Origin of the sequence: Azospirillum sp. Sh1 (assembly GCF_008365135.1) — a bacterium.
Taxonomy (GTDB): domain Bacteria; phylum Pseudomonadota; class Alphaproteobacteria; order Azospirillales; family Azospirillaceae; genus Azospirillum; species Azospirillum oryzae.
Window position 1 is genome coordinate 25,259 of the sequence record NZ_VTTK01000004.1, and the last position, 22,675, is coordinate 47,933.

A 22,675-nucleotide genomic window follows, 5' to 3' on the forward strand; every position below is an offset into this window, starting at 1 on the left:
AGAAGAGGGGCATGGGAAAAGGGAGATCAGGCGTCGAAGACGGTGCCGGCGCCGGCCGCGAGCGCCCGGCTGCGCGCCAGCGTGGCGATTGCGGTGTCCTGCACCCCGGTTCCGGTGAGGTCGCAGACGGTGATGGCGCCGGTGGCCGGCCGGCCGGCGGTCTGCCCGGCGATGACGGCGCCCAGTTCGGGGAAGTCGCGGTCGGCGGCGACCGTGCCGGCGGCAATCGCGTGGTGCAGTTCGCCCAGCCGGCGGGTCTGCGTCAGGCGGTCGGCGACGTAGAGGTCGGCACGGGACAGGATGGCGGGATCGAGTTCGTTCTTGTGCTCGGCATCCGACCCCATGGCGGTGACGTGCTGGCCGGGTACCAGCCAGTCCGCCATTAGGATCGGCTGGTCGGCCGGGGTGGTGGTGACGACGATGTCGGCGCCGGCGACAGCCGCCCTACCCTCCTCCGCGGCACGGACGGGGATTCCCAGCCGGTCGGACAGGCGGGCGGCGGTGGCGGCGGCGCGCTCGGGCTGGCGCGCCCAGATGCGGGCCTCGCGGATCGGGCGGACCAGGGTCAGCGCCTCCAGCTGCAACGCCGCCTGCACCCCGGCACCGAAGACGGCGACGACAGCGCTGTCGGGTCGCGACAGATGCTTGGCGGCGACCGCCCCCGCCGCCGCGGTGCGCACATCGGTCAGGTAGCCGTTGTCGAGCAGCAGTGCCTCGACCAGACCGGTCCGGCTGCTCAGCAGCACCATCAGGCCGTTGACGCTGGGCAGGCCGAGCGCCGGGTTGCCGAAGAATCCGGGGCTGATCTTGATGGCGAAGCCGTCGAGACCGGGGACATAGGCGGTCTTGACGTCGACCTCGCCGCGATATTCCGGGATGTCGAGCCGAAGGATCGGCGGCATCGCCACCGGGCGGGTGGCCAGCGCCAGGAAGGCGTCCTCGACGCAGGCGACGGCATCGCGGTCGAGCGGAACGATCCGCCGCAGCTCCGCCTCGGTCAGGATGGTCATGCGGGGCATGGATTGGCTCCGGTGATGATGCGGCGGTGCAGGTCCATGGCGATGTTGCGGCCGGACAGCAGCGCGATTGTGGGGCCGCACGGCGTCACCTTGCCGGCGAGCAATGCTGCGATGCCGACGGCGCCGGCGCCCTCGACGATCTCCTGCTCGGCGGAATAGGCATGCACGATGCCGGTGGCGATCTCGTCCTCGGTCAGCAGGACCACGTCGTCGAGCAGGCTGGCGGCGAGCCGATGGGTGTAGCGGTTGTCGAGGCCGATGCCGCCGCCGAGCGAATCCGCCAGCGTCTCCAGTTCCTCGACCTGCACCGGGCGGCCGGCCTTCAGGCTGGCGTGCATGGCGGCGCCGCGCTCCATCGAGACGCCGATCACCCGCAGGCCGGGCCGCAGAGCCTTGGCCGCCAGCGCCACGCCGGCGATCAGGCCGCCGCCCGACAGCGGCACCAGCAGCAGCTCGGCGTCGGGAACCGCCTCGATGATCTCCAGCCCCAGCGTGCCCTGCCCGGCGATGACGTCGGCATGGTCGAAGGGCGGGACGGTGGCGAACCCCTCCTCGCGGACCAGCCGGTCGACCTCGACCTGGGCATCGTCCTGGGAGCGGCCGACAATGCGGATTTCGGCGCCGAGCGCGCGGATGCCCTCGACCTTGTTGGCGGGGACAAGCGCCGACATGCAGACGACGCAGCGGACGCCGGCTTGGGCTGCGGCATGGGCGAGCGCCCGGCCGTGGTTGCCGGTGGACGCCGCCGCGACCCCCGTCGCCAATGCCTCGCGCGGCAGGGCCGACAGCGCGTTGGTTGCGCCGCGCAGCTTGAAGCTGCCGGTGGTCTGGCGGGTCTCCAGCTTCAGGAAGACCGGGGCGCCGCAGCGGGCGGTCAGGCTGGGCGAGGCGACGGTCGGCGTCACCGCGATCCGCCCGGCCAGCCGCGCGCGTGCGCGGAAGACATCCTCCAGGCCGATGCCGTGCCCGGTCATGGTTGAGCCTCTGCCGGCAAAGGAAGGGTCATCAGCCGTCCGCCTTCCGGCCGGGGCCGGTCGTCGCCGCACAGGCGGAGTGTGGCCCAGGCGGTGGCTTGGTTGCTGGTGACCACCGGGCGACCGATCGCAGCCTCGATTTCCGCGGCGACGCCGGCCGAGCGCAGGGCGGTGCAGGAGATGAACAGCGCGTCCGCATCGGGCGCCATCGCCTCGACGGCGGCTCGCACCAGACTGGCCGGCGCGATGCGCGCCATCTCGCGGTCGTCATCCAGACCGAAACAGGTGAAGCGCGCGATGTCGAAGCCATGCACGCCGAAATAGGCGGCCATCGGCCGGCTGGTCTGTTCGGTGTAAGGGGTCAGCACGGCGATCCGCTGGGCGCGGAGCGCCGTCAGGGCGCGGCGGGCGGCGGCGGGCGGCGTGATGACGGGAACGCCCGGCTTGGCCGAAGCGATGGCTTCCTCGATGGCGTCGTCGCCCATCACGACGCTGGCCGAGGTGCAGGAATAGCAGATGGCGTCGAGCGGCTCGTCGGGCAGGATCAGCGCCGCCCCTTCGGCGAGGCGCGGCTGCATGCGGCGCAGATTCTCCGGCGTCGTCGGATTGGCGTAGGCGATGCGCGCGGTGTAGACGCCGATGCGCTCGCCGGCGACCATGCGGCGGAAATCCGGCTCGGTCGTGTGGTCGGTCGCCAGGACGACGAGGCCCACGCGTTTTTCCACCGGGCGGTCGTCGAAGACCAGCGTCGTGTCCGAGCGCAGGATGGGGATGGAGGTCATGGCTCGAAAACTCCAGAGTCAGCAGGCCGGCGGTCAGCGGGTGGGCCGGAACCGGCGTTCCAGCAGGTGCAGGGCGGGCACGGCGATCAGGCTGATGCACAGGAACAGGACGCCGACCAGCGTCATCGGCTCCAGATAGCGGTAGTTGCTGTTGGCGACGCTGCGCGCCTCGCTCATCAGCTCGATCACCGTGATGGCGGAGAGCAGCGGCGTTTCCTTGAACATCGCGACGAAGTAGTTCGCCAGCGCCGGGATCATCGGCGGGATCGCCTGCGGCAGGATGATGTGGCGCCAAGTTTGGTAGGGCGTGAGGTTGCAGGCCTTCGCAGCCTCCCACTGGCCGCGCGGCGTGTTGTCGATGCCGGCGCGGAAGACCTCCGAGGTGTAGGTGGCGTAATGGAGACCCAACCCGACCACCCCGGCGGTCAGCGGCGACAGCAGCAGCCCCAGTTCCGGCAACACGTAGAACAGGAAATACAGCTGGACCAGCAGCGGTGTGCCGCGGATGAACTCCACCACGAAACCGGTGGTGCGCGCCACCGCCCGGCTCTTAGACCGGCGCAGCAGGGCGAAGCCCAGCCCGGCGGCGGCGGCCAGGACGGAGCCGAGCAGCGTGGCCAGCAGCGTGATGCGCAGGCCGTCGAGCAGCGTCGGCATGATTTCGCGGACGAACTCCCAATCCCATTCCATGGCCGGTTTCCTTAAGAGCGCAGCCCGTCGAGGCCGCGGGTCATGCGGCGCTCCAGGGCCTTCATGCCGAACGAGATCAGGCTGGCATAGGCGAAGTAGATGACCAGGACGGTCAGGAACGGCATGGCGGTGCTGCCGGTCTGCGAGCGCACGACCTGTGCCTGGAAGGTCAGGTCGCTGAGCGAGATGAGCGAGACGACCGAGGTCGCTTTCAAAAGCTCGATGGCGTTGTTGCAGAAGGTCGGGACCATCACCACCGCCGCCTGCGGCAGCAGCACGTGACGCAGGCTTTGCCAGCGCGTCAGGTTCAGGGCGACGCAGGCCTCGTGCTGTTCGCGGCCGATGGACTGCACCGCCGACCGCACCACCTCCGCGCCATAGGCGCCGACATTCAGCCCCAGCGCCAGAATGCCGGCCTGCAGCGGCGTCAGCGTCACCCCCATCAGCGGCAGGACGAAATAGGCCCAGAACAGCTGGACGAAGATCGACGTGCCGCGAAAGAACTCGATATATGCGACCGACGCGGCGCGCACCGCGGAGAAGCGCGACAGCCGGCCCAGCCCGGCGAGGAAGGCGGCCGGCAGAGCCAGCGCGCAGCCGAGCACGGTCAGCTTCGCCGTCACCAGCGCGCCGTCCAGCATCAAGCCCATATAGCCGGCCCAATCAGCCATGAAGCCGAAATCTCCTGCGTTCGGGGAAAAAGCGGTGACGGACGCCTTGCGGTCGCGGGGGACCGTCAGATGCGCTGGCCGGCCGCGATGATCTTTTTCAAGAAGGCCTGGGTCCGCTCATGCGACGGGTTGGTGAAGAGGACGTCGGGCGGCCCCTCCTCCACGATGCGGCCACGGTCGAAGAACAGCACGCGGTCGGCGAAATCGTGGGCGAAGCTCATCTCGTGGGTCACCAGCAACATGGTCATGTCGGTGGTGGACCCCAGCATCCTCATGACGTTCAGCACCTCTTCCACCAGTTCGGGGTCGAGCGCCGAGGTTACCTCGTCAAACAGCATGATCCGGGGCTGCAGCGCCAGGGCGCGGGCGATGGCGACCCGCTGCTTCTGGCCGCCGGACAGCTGGGCCGGCATGGCGCGGGCCTTGTCGGCGAGGCCGACGAGGTCCAGCAGTTCCATCGCCCGGCGTTCGGCATCCGCCTTCCTGACGCCCTTGGTCAGCATCGGCGCCAGCGTCACGTTGTCCAGCACGCATTTGTGCGGGAACAGGTTGAACAGCTGGAACACCATGCCGATCTTGGTCCGCATCCGGTGCAGATGCGCCTCGTCGGCGGGGACAAGACGGCCGTTGCGCTCCATCTGGAACAGGTTCTCGCCGTCGATGCGGATGGTGCCGCCTTCGATGCTTTCCAGCGTCATCAGCGTCCGCAGGATCGTCGTCTTGCCGGAACCCGACGGCCCGATCAGCGCCAGCTTTTCTCCCGGCCGGACTGAAAAGCACAAGTCTTTCAGCACGGTGTGCGAGCCGTAGCGCTTCGTGACGCAGTCGATGTCGATGATCGTATCGGTCACACCGGTCTTCCCTTGCAATGGTTGGCGACCGTGGATGTGCGCAAACGATGCGGGACCGCTTAAATCATGTCAATCTGGAAAATAAAATCATGACAATTCTAAAGAGTCTTACCTCGGGACTCTTCAGATCGCCAGGAGCACCGGCTCCGGGTCGCTGTTCAGCAGATTGACGATCACGCGCAGACCGGCGTGAAGCTCCGCCTCGGTGGTGGAGCCGATGGAGACGCGCAGCGCGTCGGGCCGCGTGCCGGGGCCGATGGCGAAGGCCGATCCGGGCGCCAGCGCCACCCCCTGATGGCGGGCATGCGACACGAAGGTGGCCTCCGGCCGCCCTTCGCCCAGCGGCAGCCACAGATGCAGCCCCTCGGCATGGCTGCGGTGGGGAATGCCCTTCAGGATCTCCGCGGCCAGCGCGTGGCGGCGGTGCAGCGCCTTGCGCTGCCACTCGACCATCTCCATCGCGAATCCGCTCTCGACCCAACGGGTGGCGATTTCGGCGACGATGGGCGTGGCGATCCAGTTGGTCACCAGATGGCGGTTGGTGACGGCGGCGAGCAGCCGGTCGGGAACCACCAGATAGCCGGTGCGCAGGCCCGGCATCACCGTCTTGGTGAAGCTGGTGACGTAGAGCGTCCGTTCCGGCGCCAGGGCCGCCAGCGGCGGGCGGCGGTCGGTCAGCAGGGGCCCGAGCGGATCGTTCTCGACGATCGACAGGTTGTGGCGCTGGGCCAGCCGCGCGATCTCGGCGCGCCGGGCCTCGCCCATATGGGTCGCGGTGGCGTTGATCGGGTTCGGCATGACGAACAGCGCCTTCACCGTGCCGTCGCGGCAGGCGGCGTCGAGCGCGTCGGGACGGATGCCCTCCTCGTCGATGGCGACGCCGCGCAGCTTGATGCCGAGATAGGAGGCGAGCGGCAGCAGCGTGTGGTGCCCGACCTCCTCCGTCACCACGGTCGATCCCGGCGGGGCGGCGGCCATCAGGGCGATGGTCATGCCGGCGGTGGCGCCGTTGGTCAGGGTGACGTTGGCCGCCGTGGTCTCCACCCCGCAGTGACGCAGCCAGGACACTGCCGTCGCCCGGTGGCGGGCGAACAGGGTGTTTGGACGGAAGGACAGCACCACGGCCGGCGGCAGGTTGGCGGACAGTTCCACCAGCGCCTGCCGCATCGCCTCGACATGCAGCGGTTCGCACACCGGCTTCAGGATCGACAGGTCGATCACCTCGTCGGTGCGCTGGGGGATATAGGGCGGATCGACCTCGGTTTGCGCTGCGCGGATGAAGGTGCCGCGCCCGGTCTCTCCGCTGATCAGGCCGCGCCGGATCAGCTCCTCGTAGGCGCGGCTGACGGTCTGGACGGAGATGCCCAATTCGTCGGCAAGCTGCCGGTGGGTGGGCAGCTGGTCGCCGACCGCCAGTTGGCCTTGCGTGATCGCCCGCTGCACCTGATCGGCCAGCGAGAGATAGACGGGCCTGCTCAAAGCCGATGCATCGGGGTGCCACTTTGTCATGCAACATTTCTGCTGGAAATCATCACATTTGACAATGCCGGAAAGCACGGACATCGTCGGGTTGTCACTTTTCCAAAGGCGACCGGCCCCATGCCTGACCTGAAGCTCGATCCCATCGACCTGCGCATCCTGTCGGAAATCCAGCGTGACGGCCGCATCACCAAGCTGGCGCTGGCCGACCGGGTGGGGCTGTCGCCGACGCCCTGCTGGGTGCGGCTGCGCCGGCTGGAGGCGGCGGGCATCGTCACCGGCTATCATGCCCGACTGGCCCTGCGGCAGGTCACGCCCTTTGCCATGGCGCTGGTCGAGGTGACGCTGGGCAGCCACCGGCAGGCCGATTTCGACCGGTTCGAACGGGTGGTGCGGGCGGAACCCGGCATCGTCTCCTGCTGGTCGGTCGGTGGCGGGCTCGACTATGTCCTGCGGGTGGTGGCACGCGACGTCGATGCCTATCAGCGGATCATCGACCGGCTGCTGGAGGGCGATGCCGGGATCGACCGGTATTTCACCTACATCGTCACGCGAACGGTGAAGGACGATGCGGCGATGCCGCTGGAGGCGCTGATGGAGGAGCCGGGCGGGTCCGTCCCATCGTGATAGAGACTTTCTCTTCCTCGCCGCCCCGACAAAGAGACACTCTCCACCACGCAGGCCCAGTTCGGACACAGTCTCCGCCGCATCACCACTAGACTCCGGAACACGGGCGCTTCGGCGCTCAACCCATTTTCCGGAGGTGCCCATGACCGCGCAGCTGTCCCGCCTGGACCGTCACGACGCCGTCAGCCGCCTGACCGACCGCCGGCTGCTGCGCGAACTCGCCTATGTCGGCGGACGCTGGACCGCGGCGCCCGACGGCGCCACCTTCCCGGTCACCGATCCGGCCAGCGGACGGACGCTCGCCCATGTCGCGGCCCTGGAATCCTCCCAGGCGACCGCCGCCGTCACCGCGGCATCGGCGGCGTTCGCGGCCTGGAGCGCCCGGCTGCCGCAGGACCGCGCCGCCCGCCTGCGCGACTGGTTCGACCGCATCACCGCCGCCAAGGAGGATCTCGCCCTGCTGATGACGCTGGAGCAGGGCAAGCCGCTCGCCGAATCGCGGGGGGAGATCGACTATGCCGCCTCCTTCGTCGAATGGTACGCGGAGGAGGCCAAGCGGGTGGGCGTCGAGAGCATTACAAGCCACCTGCCCGGCGCCGAAATGCTGCTGCGGCGGGAGGCGCTGGGCGTGGTCGGCATGGCGACGCCGTGGAACTTCCCCTCGGCGATGCTGACGCGCAAGGCGGCGGCGGCGCTGGCCGCCGGCTGCACCGTGGTGGCCCATGCGTCCTCCGAAACGCCGCTGTCGGCGCTGGCGTTGGCCGAACTGGCGGAGCGGGCCGGCATCCCCGCCGGCGTGTTCAACGTCCTGACCGGCGATCCGGAACCGCTGGTCGGCGCGCTGTGCGACGACGCCCGCGTCCGTGCCATGAGCTTCACCGGCTCCACGGAAATCGGCAGCCGCATCGCCGCGCGCTGTGCGGCCACAATGAAACGGCTGGTGATGGAGCTGGGCGGCCATGCGCCGCTGCTGGTCTTCGCCGACGCCGATCTGCAGCGGGCGGTGGACATCGCCATCGACGCGAAGTTCGCCACCTCCGGCCAGGACTGCCTCGCCGCCAACCGCATCTATGTGCAGCGTCCGCTCTACGACTCCTTCTGCGCTGCCTTCACCGCCCGCAGCGCGGCGTTGCGCGTCGGGCCGGGGCTGGAGCCGGACGTGCAGATCGGACCCTTGATGAACGCACGGGCGGTCGACAAATGCGCCCGCCATGTCCGCGACGCGGTGGACCGCGGCGCCCGCTGCCTGACCGGCGGCGAGGTCCATCCCGCCGGCCCGCTGTTCTACCGTCCCACCGTTCTGGCCGACGTCGCGCCGGACTCGCTGATCCTGCGCGAGGAGACCTTCGGTCCGGTCGCCGCGATCCTGCCCTTCGATGACGAGGCGGAGGTGGTGGCCCGCGCCAACGACACCGAATACGGCCTCGTCGCCTATCTGGTGACCCGCGACGCCGCCCGGATCCTGCGCCTGTCGCGGGCGCTGCAGTACGGCATGGTGGCGGTCAACCGGGTGAAGATCACCGGCGCGCCGGTTCCCTTTGGCGGGATCAAGCAATCCGGCCTCGGCCGCGAAGGCTCGCGCCATGGGATGGAGGCTTTCACCGAGCTGAAATACGTCTGCCTCGACGCCGCCTGAACCGAAATTCTTGTCTGGGAAAACATGCCATGACCGACCTGACCAACGAGTTGACCGCCTGGGACCGCGACCATTTCTTCCACCCGTCGACCCACATGGCGGCGCATGCCCGCGGCGACACGCCGACCCGCGTCGTCACCGGCGGCGAAGGCGTCTACATCACCGACCGTGACGGCCGGCGCAGCCTGGACGCCTTTGCCGGGCTCTATTGCGTCAATGTCGGCTATGGCCGCCGCGAGATCGCCGATGCCATCGCCGAGCAGGCCGGCAAGCTCGCCTATTATCACGCCTATGTCGGGCATGGCAGCGAGCCGTCGATCACGCTGGCCAAGATGATCATCGACCGCGCGCCCGCCGGGATGTCGCGCGTCTATTTCGGCCTGTCGGGGTCGGACGCGAACGAGACCAACATCAAGCTGGTCTGGTATTACAACAACATCCTCGGCCGGCCGGAAAAGAAGAAGATCATCTCGCGCTGGCGCGGCTACCACGGGTCGGGGGTGATGACCGGCAGCCTGACCGGGCTGGAGCTGTTCCACAAGGCCTTCGACCTGCCGCGCCCGCCGGTGCTGCACACCGAAGCCCCCTATTACTTCCGCCGCGCCGACCGCAGCATGAGCGAGGAGCAGTTCTCCCAGCACTGCGCCGACCGGCTGGAGGCGATGATCCTGGCGGAAGGGCCGGAGACCGTCGCCGCCTTCATCGGCGAACCGGTGCTGGGCACCGGTGGCATCGTCCCGCCGCCCGTCGGCTATTGGGAGAAGATCCAGGCGGTGCTGAACAAGTACGACATCCTGCTGATCGCCGACGAGGTGGTGACCGGGTTCGGCCGGCTCGGCAGCATGTTCGGCTCCGACCATTACGGCATCAAGCCGGACCTCATCACCATAGCCAAGGGCCTGACCTCCGCCTATGCGCCCTTGTCCGGCGTGATCGTCGGCGAGCGGGTGTGGAAGGTGCTGGAGCAGGGATCCGACCAGCTCGGGCCGATCGGCCATGGCTGGACCTATTCGGCCCATCCGCTCTGCGCCGCCGCCGGCGTGGCCAACCTGGAGCTGATCGACACGCTCGATCTGGTGACCAACGCGGGCGAGACCGGCGGCTATCTCCGCGCCGCGCTGACCGACGCGCTGGGCGGGCATCCGATGGTCGGCGATGTGCGCGGCGAGGGCATGCTGGCGGCGGTGGAGTTCGTCGCCGATCGTGAGGCCGACCGGGACGACCGCCGCTTCTTCCCGGCCGAGGCGAAGGTCGGGCCGCGCCTGTCCGCCGCACTGCTGGAACGGGGCGTCATCGCCCGCGCCATGCCGCAGGGCGACATCCTGGGCTTCGCCCCGCCGCTCTGCCTGACGCGGGAAGAGGCCGACATCGTGGTGTCCGCCACCGCCAAGGCGGTGAAGGCGGTCGCGGCCGAACTCTGAAGGAAAAGGCGGGGGCTACTTCCGCCGGGCAAGCCCCTCCATCTCCTTGGCCCATCCGCTGTAGTTGCGGTGGTAGTCGCGCAAGGCCGGATCGTCCTTCGTCCGATCCGCCATCGCCCGGAACAGCGGGGCCTGGGCGGCGGCGATGTCCGCCGCATCCGGCCGGCGCGTGGCGGTGAGGAAGGAGGACAGGCTGGTGACCAGATTGCCGCCGGTCGGCTTGGCCGCCAGCTTCGCCAGTTCGTCGACGATCCACGGCATGTATTTCAGTACATAGTCGGCGTAACGCTGGATCGCCGGCGCCTGGTCGAGCAGGTCTCCCCGCTCGCGGTCGAAATCCGTGCGGTCGAGAATGGCGTGGTTGGCATAGACGACGGGCGCTTCGGCCGAGGTGTCGCACTGCCAGCCCTTGCGCGGGATCAACAGGTCGGCCTGATCCTTCTCCTCGCGGTAGGGGTAGAAGGGCATGGTGCGGCAGCGCGACGGCTTGGTCTCATGGATGCCGCACAGCCCGTCGTCCAGCAGTTCCGGACAGGGGTGGGAGGTCGGCAGATAGGCGGTCGGCACGATCAGCACCGCCACCGTCTTGCGGTTGGGCAGGCGCACAGTCGCGCCCAAACGGGTCGCCAGCTCGTAGGACCGGGCGTTCGACCGTACCGGCGTCCACACCATCGCCAGCGGGAAGCGGCCGGCATGGGCGACGGCGTCCGCCAGCGTCAGCGGCAGCCAGCCGTGGCAGCATTTGCCGCAGGCGGTGCAGGAGAAGCGCGGTTCCATCGCGTCGCCCCTCCGGTCACTTGCCGCAGCAGGCTTTGTACTTCTTGCCGGATCCGCAGGGACAGGGCTCGTTGCGCCCGACCTTGACCACCCGGCGCGGTTCGCCCTTCGGGTTGACCTCGCCGCTGACGTAAAGCCACCGCCCATCCTCCCGGCGGAAGCTTGCCCGCTCGTGATGGCGCATGTCGTTGCCGTCCTTGCGGAAATGGATCTGGAACTCCACCACCCCGATGTCGCCCTCCTCGCTGGCGCGCAGGATATCGAGCCGCTGCCACTCCGACTCCTCCGCCACCCGCTCCGCCTCGCCGCGGTTGAAGTCGTCGCGGATTTCCGGGGCATGGGTGCGCTCGACATGGTCCAGCTCGTGGCGGACGAAGGCGGTGTAGCGGGACCGCATCAGCGCCTCGGCGGTCGGCGCCGGCTCCCCGGCCAGGATGGGACCGCAGCATTCTTCGAAGGAACGGCCGGAACAGCAGGGGCAAGACGACATCGTTGGTCCTCGGTTAAAGGTGGCAAGACTATCAGAAGGCGACCACCAGCGCCACGTAGCGGGCGGCCTTGCCGATGGTGACAAGCAGCAGGAATATCCAGAAATTCTCCCGCAGGATGCCGGCGACCAGGGTCAGCGGGTCGCCGATGAAGGGCGCCCAGGCCAGCAGCAGCGACCACACCCCCCATTTCTGATACCAGGCGGTGGCGCGGTCGATCAGCGACGCCTTGACCGGAAACCAGCGGCGGTCGCGGAAATGGATCAGGTAGCGGCCGAGCAGCCAGTTCACCACCGACCCCAGCACATTGCCGGCGGTGGCGACCAGCACCAGCGTCTGCGCCGAATGGGTCCCGGCCATGTGCATGCCGGCGAGGATCACCTCCGACTGGGCCGGCAGGATCGTCGCCGCCACCAGCGCGGCGCTGAACAGGCCGGCCAGACCGGCGAAATCGTCCATAAGACCTCCGTCGGATCGGCGGGAGCGGACGCCCGCCACGCGCGCGTCACCGCGGCGATCCTATCCAGGGGGATAGAGCAAGATCAGGGGCGCGGTCAACTCCGCCCGGCATGCTGCGCAATCAAAGCATAACCGGGCATAACCGGCAGAACAGCCTCCGCCGCCATCGGCCTTGCCATATCCTATCCGGGGGGATACCATTTCGGTATGAGCACTCACCACAGCCACCCCGACATCATCAAGCGCCTCAAGCGGGCCGATGGACATCTGCGCGGCATCATCGAGATGATCGAAGCCGGCCGGCCCTGCCTCGACCTCGCCCAACAGCTGCATGCGGTGGAAAGCGCCGTGCGCGAGGCCAAGAAGGTGCTCATCCACGACCATCTGGATCACTGCCTGGACGCGGCGGTCGACGCCACGCCCGCCGAAGCGCGGGCATCGATCGCGGAGTTCAAGGCGATCACGAAATATCTGTAGAGACCCACGATGCCCGAGTTTTCCGCCCTCCTGCAGCAAGGCGCCGCCAACGCCTGGCTGTTCATCCCGAGCGCCATCCTGCTCGGTGCGCTGCATGGGCTGGAACCGGGCCATTCCAAGACCATGATGGCGGCATTCATCGTCGCCATCCGCGGCACCGTCGGCCAGGCGGTCATGCTCGGTCTGGCCGCCACGCTGTCGCACACGGCGGTGGTGTGGGCCGTTGCCCTCGGAGGGATGTGGATCGGCCGTGGCTGGAATGCCGAGACGACCGAGCCCTATTTCCAGCTCGCCTCGGCGGTGCTGATCGTCGCGGTGGCGCTGTGGATGGCGGCGCGGACCTGGCGGGAACAGCGGCACGAGGCGGCCGGGCACGATCACCACCATCACCACGGTCATGACCATGACCACCATGGGCATGCGCATCACCATCATGGCCAAAGCCATGGCGGGCACAGCCATGCCACCGCCGGCGCACCGCGCGCACTGGATCTCGGACAGTCAGACTATCAGGACGCGCATGAGCGGGCGCATGCCCGCGACATCCAGCGCCGCTTCGCCGGCCGGCACGTCACCACCGGACAGATCCTGCTGTTCGGCCTGACCGGCGGGCTGATCCCCTGCCCGGCGGCCATCACCGTCCTGCTGCTGTGCCTGCAGCTCAAGGAGGTGACGCTCGGCGCCGCCCTGGTCGTCTGCTTCAGCATTGGCCTGGCCCTGACGCTGGTGGCCGCCGGGGCGGTCGCCGCGCTGGGCATGCGCCACGCCGAGCGGCGCTGGTCGGACGCCTTCGGCAAATTCGCCCGGCGTGCCCCCTACCTGTCCAGCGCCGTCATCACCCTGGTGGGGATCTATGTCGGCGTCCATGCCCTGCAGGGGCTTGGGCTTACGCTGGCCTGGATCGGGGGACCGCACCTGTCGTGACGCTCCTACATTGCCCAGCCGCCGTCGATGATGTGGATCTGGCCGGTGGTGTAGGTGGCGGTGGCGAGGTGGAGCGCCAGTTCGGCGATCTCTTCTGGCTGGCCGATGCGGCCGATCGGCTGACGGGCGATGAAGGCGGCGCGGGCGGCCTGATAATCGCCCTGGGCCGACAGCCGCTCCTGCAACGACGGCGATTCGACCGTTCCCGGACAGATGGCGTTGCAGCGGATGCCCTTCGCCACATAGTCTGCGGCGACCGATTTGGTCAGCCCGATGACCGCCGCCTTGGTGGTGGTGTAGGCGAAGCGGTTGGGCACCCCCTTCACGCTCGACGCCACCGACGACATGTTGATGATGCAGCCGTCGCCGTGCTCCAGCATGGTCGGCAGCACCGCTCTCGTGGTGCGGACCAGCGCCTTCACGTTGAGGTCGAAGGCGAACTCCAGTTCATCGTCGGTCATCTCCAGGATCGTGCCGTTGTGGACCACGCCGGCGCAATTGAACAGGATGTCGACGCGGCCGATCTCGCCCAGGACCGAACGCACCGCCTGATCGTCGAGCACGTTCAGCACCCGCGTCTCGATCCCCTGCCCCGCCAGTTCGGCCAGCTTGGCGCCGTTGACGTCGGTGGCGACGACGTTCGCGCCTTCGCGGGCGAACAGTTCGGCGGTCGCGCGGCCGATCCCCTGGGCCGCACCCGTGATGACGGCGGTCTTGCCGGTCAGCTTTCCGGTCATGGTCCTACTCCTGAAAACGGTGCTTGGTGCGTATGGATAACGATTCCTGCGGACGGACGGTTGCGGCGTCAGTCCACCGGCGTCGCCCCGACCGGCATCAGCGGGGTGTCGGCGCGGTTCGTCTCAGCCAGTCCCTGGCCGAAACGCCTGTACCAGAGGCCGGTGATGATCGGGACGGCGACGGAGGTGACGATGATGCAGATCGCCACCAGCACGGTGGCATCGGCCGCCGCGGGGGCGAATTGCGGGGCGACGGCGGCGATCGCCACCGGGTTGGCGGCAGCCGCGCCGGCGGTGGAGGAGGCGGCGATGCCGGCGGTGCCGGTGCCGCGGCCGATGATCTTGTCGGCCAGGATCAGCGGAATGCCGGTCAGCACGATGACGCCGAGCGCCAGCAGAACGCCCAGCCCGAGCAGCGGCGAGAACAGCGTACCGAGATTGATGGTGTTGCCGAGCGCAAAGGCGAAGAACGGGATCATCAACTGACCGCCCGGTGCGAACAGGGCACGCAGCTTCGGATCCAGGTTACCCAGCGCGAAGCCGACCAGGAAGGGCAGCACGGCGCCGATGAAGATCTGCGGTTCGAAATGCGCCGCGCCGGACGCGCCGAGGATGATCATGCTCATCAGCGGACCGGATTCGATGGAGGTCAGCACGAAGGCGCCGGCCTCCTCCTTGGTGCCGTAGGTCTGCATCAGCGAGGCGTAGAGCCCGCCGTTGGTCATGTCCATGGCGCAGACGATGGCCAGGATCGACAGCCCGGCGAAGAATCCGGTGTGGATGCCCTCGGGCGGAATGAACTGCGACATCACCAGCACGATGATCCAGGCGGCGATCAGCTTGGTCAGGACCAGCGTGCCTGACTTGCGCAGTACCGTTCCGGTCGCGCTCAGCTTGATCGACGCGCCCATGCAGAAGAACCACACCGCCAGGATCGGCACCACGCCGGTCATGATCCCCTGGGTGAAGCCTTTGAAATAGGCGGGCGCCTCCGGCACGAAGGTCTTGCACAGCGCACCGAGCAGCAGCGGCACCAGCATCAGGCCGCCGGGAATCCGATCCATTCTGTCTTTTATGTTCATGGGGCGCTTCCTCCACAAATCTCGGCCGCAAGTCTCGGCCACGAATTTCGGATGAACGAGCGGGTGCAATCCCGCGCTACGGCGAGTTCCCGCTTTCTGCATTGACTGGAACGGGCGGCGATGGGACGCCGAAGAAGGCCGGGACGCGGCATGGCGGCCGAACTGGAGGCCGAACCCGCGCGTCGCCGGAAAAGAGGGGCCGCGACGGATCGCGGCCCGGATGTCAGGTCAGGTGGCGGCGACGCGCTGGTTCTGCACGCCCAGCCCCTGGATTTCGACGCGGATGCTGTCGCCCGGCTTCAGGTAGCGCGGCGGCTTCATGCCCATGCCGACGCCCGGCGGCGTTCCGGTGGTGATGACGTCGCCCGGCATCAGCGTCATGAACTGCGAGATGTGGGAAACCAGGAACGGCACCTGGAAGACCATCGTCCGGGTGGAGCCGTTCTGCATGGTCTGGCCGTTGACCGACAGCGTCATGGCGAGGTTGTGGACGTCCTCCACCTCGTCCTTGGTGACCAGCCAGGGGCCGAGCGGGCCGAAGGTCGGGCAACCCTTGCCCTTCGTCCACTGCCCGCCGCCGCGCTCCAGCTGATAGCCGCGCTCCGACACGTCGTTGCATACGCAATAGCCGGCCACGTAATTCAGCGCGTCGGCCTCCGACACGTAGGAGGCGCGCTCGCCGATGACGATGGCGAGTTCGACCTCCCAGTCGGTCTTCTCCGACCCCGGCGGGATCAGCACGGTGTCGTCCGGGCCGACGATGCAGGACGGCGCCTTGTTGAACAGCACCGGCTCCGCCGGAACCGGCATGCCGCTTTCCGCCGCATGGTCGGCATAGTTCAGGCCGACGGCGATGAAGTTGCCGACGCCGGTCACGCACGGCCCCAACCGCACCGCGCCCGAGACCAGGGGCAGATCATCGACCGCGATGGACCGGAGCCTCTCCAGGCTGCTTTTATTCAGAGAAGAACCGTCGATGTCCTTGACAACCGACGACAAGTCCCGGATGGAACCGTCCTTGTCGATCAGGCCCGGCTTCTCTTCCCCCGGAGCCCCGAAGCGAACGAGTTTCAAAACGTCGTCTCCTTGCGCCGACCAGCTTCGTGGTCATCTTTTCAGGATTGCTGCGTTAACATACAGTTTCCACGGATCATATAGCCTGTCAACGGTTTTCGAATGAGTATAGGATTTTCGAAAATGTGGGTGCCGGTTTGGAGGGAGCAGTCATGAAGGACCGTGCCGAGGCACGCACGCTGGCGGGCGATGCCTATGCCGTCATTCACCGGGCCATCCGTTCCGGCGTGCTGGAGCCCGGCCAGCGCCTGCGCTTCGCCGATTTGCAGGCCCTGTGCGGCATGAGCGTTTCGCCGGTGCGCGAGGCGTTGGTCCGGCTGACCGCGGAAGGCTTCACCGTCTCGGACGATCACCGCGGTTTTTCGGTGGCCCCACTGTCGGTCGCCGAACTGCTGGACATCGTCGCCACCCGAAAACTGCTGGAGGGCGAGGCGCTGCGCCTGTCGATCGAACGGGGCGACTCGGAATGGGAGGGTCGGCTGCTGGCGGCGCACCACATGATGTCGCGCCTGCCCCGCGAACGCGACGACCTGCCGACCGCCATCCGCGAGGATTGGGACCTGCGGCATGCCGATTTCCACCGCATCCTGATCTCGGCCTGCGGGTCGCCGATCCTGATCGAACTGTGCGAGAAGCTGTTCGTCCGGGCCGACCGTTACCGCCGCCTGTCGGTCAGCGTGCCCAAACAGGACCGTGACGTGGTTCGCGAGCATGAACGGATCATGACCTGCGCCATCGACCGCAATGCCGAAGAGGCGGTGGCGGCCCTGAAGGACCACTATCAGCGCACGGCCGACGCCGTTCAGCGGCTGTTCGAGACGCAGGAGGCCCTCTGAGCCGTCCCACGTTCAGGTGAAAGGTTCAAGCGAAAGGCACGCACGCATGGCCATTTACAGCCACCACATCCTGCCCCGGCTGATCAACTGGGTCATGGGGCAGGCGATGCTCGCGGAGGCTCGCGCCAGGGTTGCCGGGCAGGCGCGCGGGCGTGTTCTGGAGATCGGCATCGGCTCCGGCCGCAATCTGCCCTTCTATGGCGCGGCGGCCGACGAGATCGTCGGCATCGATCCCTCCGCCGAACTTCTCGCCATGGCCCGTCAGGCCGCGGCGCAGTCGCCCCGCCCGGTGAGTCTGGTGGAACGGACGGCGGAACGCTTGCCGTTCGAGGACGGCAGCTTCGACACGGTGGTGGTGACATGGTCCCTGTGCAGCATCCCCGACCCGTCGGCCGCCCTGACGGAGGCGCGCCGGGTGCTGAAACCGGGCGGGGAGTTGCGCTTCGTCGAGCATGGCCTTGCCCCGGCCCCGGCTGTCCGGCGCTGGCAGCACCGCCTGACGCCGCTGTGGTCGCGCTGTTCGGGGGGCTGCCACCTGGACCGGAAGATGGACGAGCTGATCCGCGCGGCCGGATTCGAGATCACGGACCTGACGGAAAACCACCTGCCGGGCCCGAAGATCATGACCTTCATGTATGAGGGAACGGCGGTGCCGTCAGGCGGCGCAACGCCTCCACCGCCGCAGCGGGCGTGGTGAGCACCGGGACGGACAGCAGCGGCTGCAGCCTCGCCTGGGCACGCGCCATCGAAAACTGGCCGAGGATGACGACATCGCAGCCCGCCAGCTGCCCGGCGGTCCGGGCCACGCGGTCGTCATGGCCGTCGCCGTCACCGCTCTTCAGCGCGGCCAATGCGCCGTCGGCGATGGCGACGGTGACCTCGATCCGGCGGCCGGCGGCTGCGGCCATCGCCAGCAACTCGGTGCGCAGCGAGTCGGCGGACGGGCCGAAGCTGACGACGATGCCGATCCGGCTTCCGACCGCCATCGCCGCCTCGAAGGCCGACTCGTTCGGCCGCAGGACCGGGATCGGCAGGCGCGGCTTGACGGCGTCGATGGCCGGGGCGAAGGCGGAGCAGGTGAACAGAATACCCGCCGTCCGCCCGCCCGCCCCAATCGTGCCGGCGGCATAGTCGGCCAGCGTCCGGAAACGCCCCATCATCGCCTCGTCGAGCCGGCCGGCCTCGGCCAGATCGACGGCGAGCGAGGTGTCGAGAAGGTCGAAGATCCGCGCCTCCGGCCAATGCGCCCGGAATGCGGCCCGCGCCGGAGCCACAGATTCCTCCAGCGCATAGATCAAGGCGATGCGCGGTCCCTGCAAGGTCGACGTCCTGTCGGCGGTCGTCTCGGCATTCATGCGCTCTCTCCTTCTTGGGCCTTCCGCCGGGCAGGTATGGACAGGACGTGCGGCGGGACTTGACCTCCGCCCGCTTCCGCCTCACTATGATGCATCATACAGCAAAAGCGGACGGCGGGTGAAGGGCAGACGATGAGCGGGTTCGACCTCACCCTTCTTGAACATGACAATCTCGGCAGCACGATTTACCAGCGGCTGTGCGAGGCTCTGATGAAGGGCGTGTTCAAGCCGAACGACCGCCTCAAGATCCGCGATCTGGCCGAACGGCTGGGGACGAGCGTCACCCCGGTGCGCGACGCCATCCTGCGTCTGGTGCAGGATCAGGCTCTGGTGCTGCGCTCGCCGCGCGACATCCGCGTGCCGATGCTGACCCGTGCCGCCTACCTTGAGATCCGCGATATCCGCGTCAACCTGGAAGGGCTGGCCGCCGCGCGCGCCGCGGAAAAGGCAACCTCGGCCCAGATCGCGCTGCTGGAAGCGTTGCTGAAGCACAATGAGGACGCGCTGGCCGCCGGCGATACCGCGCGGGCCACCGAACTCAACCAGATCTTCCATTTCAAGCTGTCGGAGATCGCCGACATGCCGGTGCTCGGCGACATTCTGCGGCGGCTGTGGCTGCAGATGGGGCCGCTGATCGCCGACGTCTATGGCGGTGCCGGGCGCACGATGATCGACCACCATTACCCGCTGATGGAGGCCATCCGCCGTCACGACGGTCCGGCCGCCGCCCACGCCATCCAGGCCGACATCCTGCTGGCCAGCGGCCCGATCCTGGAGCGGATCGACGGCGCGACCGCCAATCCTGCCCCTGCCCTTACCCCTGCGCCCAGGGCGCTGGTTTCCTGACGCTTCTCCCCCTTCATCGGTTTGCAAGGCCGATCCGTTCATGAAGATGATGCATCAAACATTGAAAGCTTCGAGCGACGAGGAGAGTGCGGTCATGACGCAGCCTGATGTTCTGACCACAGCCGCACCGCCGATCTCCGCGATCGAGGCCGGCGCCATGATGCAGCGATGCTTCGGGGTGACCGGCAGCATCCGCGAACTCAGCAGCGAGCGCGACCGCAACTTCCACATTACCACCCCCGAGGGGAATGGCTATGTGCTGAAGTTCACCAACCCGGCGGAACCGGCGCTCGTCACCAGCTTCCAGACCGGGGCGATGCAGCATGTGGCCGCCCGCGACCCGTCCCTGCCGGTGCCGCGCGTCGTGCCGACGCTGGATGGAGAGGCCCAGGCGACCGTCCGGGTCGACGGCCACGCCATGGTCCTGCGCCTGTTGACCTATCTCGACGGCACGCCGCTCCACGCGGCGCCGGCCTCACCGGGGCAGATGCGGGCGTTGGGCACAACACTGGCCCGGCTGGATCTGGCGCTGGCCGATTACGAGCATCCCGGATCGGAGCGCGACCTGCTTTGGGACATCACGCGCACCGCCAGTGTCGCCGACCGGCTGCATTACCTGACGGACGGCCCGCGCCGCGGGATGGTGGAGCGCTTCATCGCCCGTTTCGCCGATCTGGTGGCGCCGCGGCTGCCCGGCCTACGGCATCAGGTGATCCACAACGACCTCAACCCGCACAACGCGGTGGTCGATCCGGTCGGGCACGAGACGGTTACCGGGATCATCGACTTTGGCGACGCGCTGAAAGCGCCGCTGGTCAACGATCTGGCGACCGCCCTCGCCTACCACGTCACCAGCGGCGAGACGCCCTTCGGCTCGCTGGTCGAGATGACCGGCGCCTTCACCGCCGTGCTGCCGCTGACGGCGGACGAGGTGGAGCTGCTGCCCGATCTGGTGGCCGCCCGCCTCGCCCTGACCATCGCCATCACCGGCTGGCGGGCTGCCGAATATCCGGCCAACGCCGCCTACATCCTGCGGAATGCCGAACGCGCCTTCGCCGGCCTGGAAAAGCTGACCGGCGACGAGGCCGCCACCGCGCGCCGTCTGCTCCATCGCGCCTGCCAGAGAGTGTGACCCGTCATGACCATGATCAACGCCTATGCGCCCGACGCCGCCGGTTCCCTGCCGGAGCGCGAGCGCGCCCTGATCGCCCGCCGCGAAAAGCTTCTCGGCCCGGCCTACCGCCTGTTCTATGCCGACCCGATCCATGTGGTGCGGGGGGAGGGCTCGTACCTCTTCGATGCGGACGGCAACCGCTATCTGGACGCCTACAACAACGTCGGATCGGTCGGGCACTGCCGGCCTGAGGTGGTGGAGGCGATGGCGAAGCAGGCGGCCGTGCTGAACACCCACACGCGCTATCTGACCGACGGCATCATCGACTTCGCCGAAGCCTTCCTGGCGGAGTTCCCGGCGCCGCTGTCGCACCTGATGCTGACCTGCACCGGCAGCGAGGCCAACGATCTGGCCCTGCGCGTCGCCCGCCATCACACCGGCGGCACCGGCGTCGTCATCGCGCACAACGCCTATCACGGCGTCACCTCGGCACTGGCGGAGATGTCGCCCTCGCTGGGCGGCGCGGTGAAGCTCGGCGACCATGTCCGCGTGGTGCCGGCCCCGGACAGTTACCGCATCCCGGATTCGGAGATCGGCGCTGCCTTCGCCCGCTCGGTGGAGGCGGCCATCGCCGATCTGCGGGAAAAGGGCATCGCCCCGGCGGCGCTGCTGGTCGACACCATCTTCTCCAGCAGCGGCGTCTTTACCGATCCGGCCGGTTTCCTCGCCCCGGCGGTGGAGGTTATGCGCAAGGCCGGCGGCATCTTCATCGCCGACGAGGTGCAACCCGGTTTCGGCCGTCTCGGCACCCACATGTGGGGCTTCGCGCGCCACGGTCTGGTGCCCGACATCGTGACGGTCGGCAAGCCGATGGGCAACGGCCATCCGGTGGCCGGGGCGGTGTTCCGGCCGGAGGTGATCGAGGCTTTCGGCCGCAGCCAGCGCTATTTCAACACCTTCGGCGGCAACCCGGTGTCCTGCGCCGTGGCGCTCGCCGTGCTGCGCGTCATCAAGACGGAGCGGCTGCAGGAGAACGCCCTGGCCGTCGGCACGCAGATGATCGAGGGCCTGCGCGCGCTGGCCGCCAAGCACGATCTGATCGGCGACGTGCGCGGCAGCGGCCTGTTCATCGGCGTCGAGATGGTGCGCGACCGCAAGCTGAAGACCTCGGCTCCGGAGGAAACCGCCCGCGTGGTGAACGACATGCGCCGGCGCCGGGTGCTCATCAGCGCCACCGGCCAGGAAGGGCACATCCTGAAGATCCGGCCGCCGCTGGTGTTCTCGGCCGACGACGCCCGGCTGTTCCTCGCCACGCTGGACGAGGTGCTGGCTGCCCTTTAGCCGGCTTCACTCGCGGTTGCGGTACTCCACCGGCACCCAGCGATAGGCGTCGCCGTCGTGCCGCAGGCGGCCGAGGCCGGGGAAGCTGAGATGGGCGGCGGCGGTCAACTGGCCGCTGTCCGCCTCCTGGGCGAAGCGCTTCAGACGCTGGGCGCGCGCAGCGTCCTGGTCGACGTCGAAGGCGACAGTGGCTTCCGGGTGCGGGAACTGCACCGGCCCGACATGGATGATGTCGCCCCAGAACTCGATGGTCTCGCCGCGGCTGGCCACCCGGTAGAAGGCATGGCCGGGCGTATGGCCGGGGGTGGGGACCGCCGTGACGCCCGGCAGGATTTCCGACTGTTCGGTGAAGGGCTTGACCTTGCCGGCCTTGACATAGAGGCCGACTGTGGCGACCGCCTCGTCATAGTGGCGGGGCTGCAATCCCTTGGCCGTATTGTCGCGGTTCAGGAAAAAATCCAGATCGGCCTGACCGACATGGACCGTGGCGTTCGGAAACACCATCCGCCCATCCAGCGCCAGCCCGCCGGAATGATCGGTGTGGATGTGGGTGAGCAGGATGTCGGTCACCTGATCCGGGCGGTAGCCGGCCGCGGCCAGGCTGACCGGAAGTTTGCCGCCATAGGGTCCGAACAACTGGCCCGCCCCGGTGTCAACCAGCAGAAGGCGCGACCCGGCGTCGATCAGGAAGGCGTTGATCGAGGTTTCCAGCGGGTCGCGCTCGAACCGTTCGGCCAGCAGCGCGTCGATGCGCTCCGGCGGCAGCCCCTTGACCAGCGGCTTGATGCCGAGCGGCAGGGTGCCGTCGCTGAGCGCCGTGATGCGGAGATCGCCGACGGCGAAACGATAGACGCCGGCCGCGGAGGGTTGGGCCGCCGATTGGGTGACCGCCTGGGTGGCGTTTTGACCGCCGGCCTTTTCGGCGGCATGGCCGGCCGGGATGGCGGCGAACAGCAGGCCGGCGGCCAGCAGCAGCATCATTGTTTTCATCATGCCTGTCCTTGGTGCGATCCGG

At 68.3% G+C, this 22,675-nt stretch carries 25 protein-coding genes; 10 read left to right on the forward strand and 15 right to left on the reverse strand.

Annotated features, from left to right (window positions below; translation table 11 throughout):
• Nucleotides 1-26: 26 nt before the first annotated feature.
• The 7 genes from eutC to FZ029_RS06075 all read right to left on the reverse strand — a co-directional run bounded on the left by eutC (nucleotide 27) and on the right by FZ029_RS06075 (nucleotide 6,466).
• Nucleotides 27-1,019, reverse strand: a complete 993-nt coding sequence (eutC, locus tag FZ029_RS06045) for an ectoine utilization protein EutC (RefSeq protein WP_149268412.1) — start codon at nucleotides 1,017-1,019, stop codon at nucleotides 27-29.
• Entirely contained in the window at nucleotides 1,007-1,993 is a 987-nt protein-coding gene (gene eutB / locus FZ029_RS06050) for a hydroxyectoine utilization dehydratase EutB (RefSeq protein WP_149268413.1), read from the reverse strand. Before eutB ends, eutC begins: the two co-directional genes overlap by 13 nt.
• On the reverse strand, nucleotides 1,990-2,775 hold the full coding sequence (gene eutA, locus FZ029_RS06055; protein WP_149268414.1) for an ectoine utilization protein EutA: 786 nt from the start codon (nucleotides 2,773-2,775) through the stop codon (nucleotides 1,990-1,992). The genes eutB and eutA overlap by 4 nt, the downstream gene beginning before the upstream one ends.
• Nucleotides 2,776-2,808: 33 nt before the next feature.
• Nucleotides 2,809-3,465: an ectoine/hydroxyectoine ABC transporter permease subunit EhuD gene (gene ehuD, locus FZ029_RS06060; RefSeq protein WP_149268415.1), complete on the reverse strand. Its 657-nt coding sequence runs from the start codon at nucleotides 3,463-3,465 to the stop codon at nucleotides 2,809-2,811.
• Between the two features lie 11 nt (nucleotides 3,466-3,476).
• Nucleotides 3,477-4,136 carry an ectoine/hydroxyectoine ABC transporter permease subunit EhuC gene (gene ehuC / locus FZ029_RS06065; RefSeq protein WP_149268416.1) on the reverse strand — a complete coding sequence of 220 codons (660 nt, stop codon included), beginning with the start codon at nucleotides 4,134-4,136 and terminating at the stop codon, nucleotides 3,477-3,479.
• A 65-nt stretch (nucleotides 4,137-4,201) separates the two neighbouring features.
• The gene (ehuA, locus tag FZ029_RS06070; RefSeq protein ID WP_149268417.1) at nucleotides 4,202-4,987 is read right to left on the reverse strand and encodes an ectoine/hydroxyectoine ABC transporter ATP-binding protein EhuA; all 786 of its coding nucleotides are present in this window, start codon (nucleotides 4,985-4,987) and stop codon (nucleotides 4,202-4,204) included.
• A gap of 123 nt (nucleotides 4,988-5,110) precedes the next feature.
• On the reverse strand, nucleotides 5,111-6,466 hold the full coding sequence (locus FZ029_RS06075) for a PLP-dependent aminotransferase family protein (RefSeq protein WP_211104099.1): 1,356 nt from the start codon (nucleotides 6,464-6,466) through the stop codon (nucleotides 5,111-5,113).
• A 120-nt stretch (nucleotides 6,467-6,586) separates the two neighbouring features.
• Between FZ029_RS06075 and FZ029_RS06080 the strand changes: the two genes are divergently transcribed.
• The 3 genes from FZ029_RS06080 (at nucleotide 6,587) to FZ029_RS06090 (ending at nucleotide 10,150) form a co-directional block, all read left to right on the forward strand.
• Nucleotides 6,587-7,093, forward strand: coding sequence for an Lrp/AsnC family transcriptional regulator (locus tag FZ029_RS06080; protein ID WP_149268419.1), 507 nt, complete (start codon nucleotides 6,587-6,589; stop codon nucleotides 7,091-7,093).
• A gap of 142 nt (nucleotides 7,094-7,235) precedes the next feature.
• Entirely contained in the window at nucleotides 7,236-8,729 is a 1,494-nt protein-coding gene (locus tag FZ029_RS06085; RefSeq protein WP_149268420.1) for an NAD-dependent succinate-semialdehyde dehydrogenase, read from the forward strand.
• A gap of 29 nt (nucleotides 8,730-8,758) precedes the next feature.
• A complete protein-coding gene (locus tag FZ029_RS06090) occupies nucleotides 8,759-10,150 on the forward strand; it encodes an aspartate aminotransferase family protein (protein WP_149268421.1) in 1,392 nt (463 codons plus the stop codon).
• Nucleotides 10,151-10,165: 15 nt separating this feature from the next.
• Here the strand turns inward: FZ029_RS06090 and FZ029_RS06095 are convergent, their stop codons facing one another.
• Genes FZ029_RS06095 through FZ029_RS06105 form a run of 3 tightly spaced genes read right to left on the reverse strand, consistent with a single transcriptional unit; the run spans nucleotide 10,166 to nucleotide 11,874 of the window.
• Entirely contained in the window at nucleotides 10,166-10,927 is a 762-nt protein-coding gene (locus FZ029_RS06095; protein WP_149268422.1) for a YkgJ family cysteine cluster protein, read from the reverse strand.
• Between the two features lie 16 nt (nucleotides 10,928-10,943).
• Nucleotides 10,944-11,417, reverse strand: a complete 474-nt coding sequence (locus FZ029_RS06100) for a YchJ family protein (protein WP_149268423.1) — start codon at nucleotides 11,415-11,417, stop codon at nucleotides 10,944-10,946.
• A gap of 31 nt (nucleotides 11,418-11,448) precedes the next feature.
• Entirely contained in the window at nucleotides 11,449-11,874 is a 426-nt protein-coding gene (locus FZ029_RS06105; RefSeq protein ID WP_149268424.1) for a YqaA family protein, read from the reverse strand.
• A 207-nt stretch (nucleotides 11,875-12,081) separates the two neighbouring features.
• Here FZ029_RS06105 and FZ029_RS06110 point away from each other — a divergent pair, with 207 nt between their 5' ends.
• Both FZ029_RS06110 and FZ029_RS06115 read left to right on the forward strand, forming a co-directional pair.
• Nucleotides 12,082-12,351: a metal-sensing transcriptional repressor gene (locus FZ029_RS06110; RefSeq protein ID WP_085082254.1), complete on the forward strand. Its 270-nt coding sequence runs from the start codon at nucleotides 12,082-12,084 to the stop codon at nucleotides 12,349-12,351.
• Nucleotides 12,352-12,360: 9 nt separating this feature from the next.
• Nucleotides 12,361-13,275, forward strand: a complete 915-nt coding sequence (locus FZ029_RS06115; protein WP_149268425.1) for a nickel/cobalt efflux transporter — start codon at nucleotides 12,361-12,363, stop codon at nucleotides 13,273-13,275.
• 5 nt (nucleotides 13,276-13,280) lie between these two features.
• Here FZ029_RS06115 and FZ029_RS06120 read toward each other — a convergent pair whose 3' ends face one another.
• The 3 genes from FZ029_RS06120 to FZ029_RS06130 all read right to left on the reverse strand — a co-directional run bounded on the left by FZ029_RS06120 (nucleotide 13,281) and on the right by FZ029_RS06130 (nucleotide 16,168).
• Entirely contained in the window at nucleotides 13,281-14,012 is a 732-nt protein-coding gene (locus FZ029_RS06120) for an SDR family oxidoreductase (RefSeq protein WP_149268426.1), read from the reverse strand.
• Between the two features lie 68 nt (nucleotides 14,013-14,080).
• Entirely contained in the window at nucleotides 14,081-15,076 is a 996-nt protein-coding gene (locus tag FZ029_RS06125; RefSeq protein ID WP_247892160.1) for a 2-keto-3-deoxygluconate permease, read from the reverse strand.
• A 246-nt stretch (nucleotides 15,077-15,322) separates the two neighbouring features.
• Nucleotides 15,323-16,168 carry a fumarylacetoacetate hydrolase family protein gene (locus tag FZ029_RS06130; protein ID WP_109156303.1) on the reverse strand — a complete coding sequence of 282 codons (846 nt, stop codon included), beginning with the start codon at nucleotides 16,166-16,168 and terminating at the stop codon, nucleotides 15,323-15,325.
• Nucleotides 16,169-16,320: 152 nt separating this feature from the next.
• Between FZ029_RS06130 and FZ029_RS06135 the strand changes: the two genes are divergently transcribed.
• Both FZ029_RS06135 and FZ029_RS06140 read left to right on the forward strand, forming a co-directional pair.
• The gene (locus tag FZ029_RS06135) at nucleotides 16,321-17,004 is read left to right on the forward strand and encodes a GntR family transcriptional regulator (RefSeq protein WP_149268428.1); all 684 of its coding nucleotides are present in this window, start codon (nucleotides 16,321-16,323) and stop codon (nucleotides 17,002-17,004) included.
• A gap of 46 nt (nucleotides 17,005-17,050) precedes the next feature.
• A complete protein-coding gene (locus FZ029_RS06140) occupies nucleotides 17,051-17,701 on the forward strand; it encodes a class I SAM-dependent methyltransferase (protein WP_149268429.1) in 651 nt (216 codons plus the stop codon).
• Here the strand turns inward: FZ029_RS06140 and FZ029_RS06145 are convergent.
• Nucleotides 17,634-18,359, reverse strand: a complete 726-nt coding sequence (locus FZ029_RS06145; protein WP_188051828.1) for an aspartate/glutamate racemase family protein — start codon at nucleotides 18,357-18,359, stop codon at nucleotides 17,634-17,636. The genes FZ029_RS06140 and FZ029_RS06145 overlap by 68 nt on opposite strands.
• A 132-nt stretch (nucleotides 18,360-18,491) precedes the next feature.
• On the opposite strand from FZ029_RS06145, the gene FZ029_RS06150 reads away from it, so the two are divergent.
• From FZ029_RS06150 to FZ029_RS06160, 3 genes are all read left to right on the forward strand, one after another.
• Nucleotides 18,492-19,205 carry a GntR family transcriptional regulator gene (locus FZ029_RS06150; protein WP_149268430.1) on the forward strand — a complete coding sequence of 238 codons (714 nt, stop codon included), beginning with the start codon at nucleotides 18,492-18,494 and terminating at the stop codon, nucleotides 19,203-19,205.
• Between the two features lie 94 nt (nucleotides 19,206-19,299).
• On the forward strand, nucleotides 19,300-20,337 hold the full coding sequence (locus FZ029_RS06155) for a phosphotransferase (protein ID WP_149268431.1): 1,038 nt from the start codon (nucleotides 19,300-19,302) through the stop codon (nucleotides 20,335-20,337).
• A gap of 6 nt (nucleotides 20,338-20,343) precedes the next feature.
• A complete protein-coding gene (locus FZ029_RS06160; RefSeq protein WP_149268432.1) occupies nucleotides 20,344-21,660 on the forward strand; it encodes an aminotransferase class III-fold pyridoxal phosphate-dependent enzyme in 1,317 nt (438 codons plus the stop codon).
• Between the two features lie 6 nt (nucleotides 21,661-21,666).
• On the opposite strand, the gene FZ029_RS06165 is transcribed toward FZ029_RS06160, so the two are convergent.
• Entirely contained in the window at nucleotides 21,667-22,653 is a 987-nt protein-coding gene (locus tag FZ029_RS06165; RefSeq protein WP_149268433.1) for an MBL fold metallo-hydrolase, read from the reverse strand.
• Between the last annotated feature and the right edge of the window lie 22 nt (nucleotides 22,654-22,675).

What these genes read in the sequence shown, in the direction of transcription:
- FZ029_RS06135 (WP_149268428.1), top strand. Translation starts at nt 16,321, where the DNA reads ATGAAGGACCGTGCCGAGGCACGCACGCTGGCGGGCGATGCCTATGCC.
- eutA (WP_149268414.1), bottom strand. Translation starts at nt 2,775, where the DNA reads ATGACCTCCATCCCCATCCTGCGCTCGGACACGACGCTGGTCTTCGAC.
- FZ029_RS06165 (WP_149268433.1), bottom strand. Translation starts at nt 22,653, where the DNA reads ATGATGAAAACAATGATGCTGCTGCTGGCCGCCGGCCTGCTGTTCGCC.
- FZ029_RS06090 (WP_149268421.1), top strand. Translation starts at nt 8,759, where the DNA reads ATGACCGACCTGACCAACGAGTTGACCGCCTGGGACCGCGACCATTTC.
- FZ029_RS06120 (WP_149268426.1), bottom strand. Translation starts at nt 14,012, where the DNA reads ATGACCGGAAAGCTGACCGGCAAGACCGCCGTCATCACGGGTGCGGCC.
- FZ029_RS06100 (WP_149268423.1), bottom strand. Translation starts at nt 11,417, where the DNA reads ATGTCGTCTTGCCCCTGCTGTTCCGGCCGTTCCTTCGAAGAATGCTGC.
- FZ029_RS06085 (WP_149268420.1), top strand. Translation starts at nt 7,236, where the DNA reads ATGACCGCGCAGCTGTCCCGCCTGGACCGTCACGACGCCGTCAGCCGC.
- FZ029_RS06095 (WP_149268422.1), bottom strand. Translation starts at nt 10,927, where the DNA reads ATGGAACCGCGCTTCTCCTGCACCGCCTGCGGCAAATGCTGCCACGGC.
- eutC (WP_149268412.1), bottom strand. Translation starts at nt 1,019, where the DNA reads ATGCCCCGCATGACCATCCTGACCGAGGCGGAGCTGCGGCGGATCGTT.
- FZ029_RS06150 (WP_149268430.1), top strand. Translation starts at nt 18,492, where the DNA reads ATGAGCGGGTTCGACCTCACCCTTCTTGAACATGACAATCTCGGCAGC.
- FZ029_RS06155 (WP_149268431.1), top strand. Translation starts at nt 19,300, where the DNA reads ATGACGCAGCCTGATGTTCTGACCACAGCCGCACCGCCGATCTCCGCG.
- ehuC (WP_149268416.1), bottom strand. Translation starts at nt 4,136, where the DNA reads ATGGCTGATTGGGCCGGCTATATGGGCTTGATGCTGGACGGCGCGCTG.
- FZ029_RS06110 (WP_085082254.1), top strand. Translation starts at nt 12,082, where the DNA reads ATGAGCACTCACCACAGCCACCCCGACATCATCAAGCGCCTCAAGCGG.
- FZ029_RS06145 (WP_188051828.1), bottom strand. Translation starts at nt 18,359, where the DNA reads ATGAATGCCGAGACGACCGCCGACAGGACGTCGACCTTGCAGGGACCG.
- FZ029_RS06160 (WP_149268432.1), top strand. Translation starts at nt 20,344, where the DNA reads ATGACCATGATCAACGCCTATGCGCCCGACGCCGCCGGTTCCCTGCCG.
- FZ029_RS06115 (WP_149268425.1), top strand. Translation starts at nt 12,361, where the DNA reads ATGCCCGAGTTTTCCGCCCTCCTGCAGCAAGGCGCCGCCAACGCCTGG.
- ehuD (WP_149268415.1), bottom strand. Translation starts at nt 3,465, where the DNA reads ATGGAATGGGATTGGGAGTTCGTCCGCGAAATCATGCCGACGCTGCTC.
- eutB (WP_149268413.1), bottom strand. Translation starts at nt 1,993, where the DNA reads ATGACCGGGCACGGCATCGGCCTGGAGGATGTCTTCCGCGCACGCGCG.
- FZ029_RS06125 (WP_247892160.1), bottom strand. Translation starts at nt 15,076, where the DNA reads ATGGATCGGATTCCCGGCGGCCTGATGCTGGTGCCGCTGCTGCTCGGT.
- FZ029_RS06140 (WP_149268429.1), top strand. Translation starts at nt 17,051, where the DNA reads ATGGCCATTTACAGCCACCACATCCTGCCCCGGCTGATCAACTGGGTC.
- FZ029_RS06105 (WP_149268424.1), bottom strand. Translation starts at nt 11,874, where the DNA reads ATGGACGATTTCGCCGGTCTGGCCGGCCTGTTCAGCGCCGCGCTGGTG.
- FZ029_RS06080 (WP_149268419.1), top strand. Translation starts at nt 6,587, where the DNA reads ATGCCTGACCTGAAGCTCGATCCCATCGACCTGCGCATCCTGTCGGAA.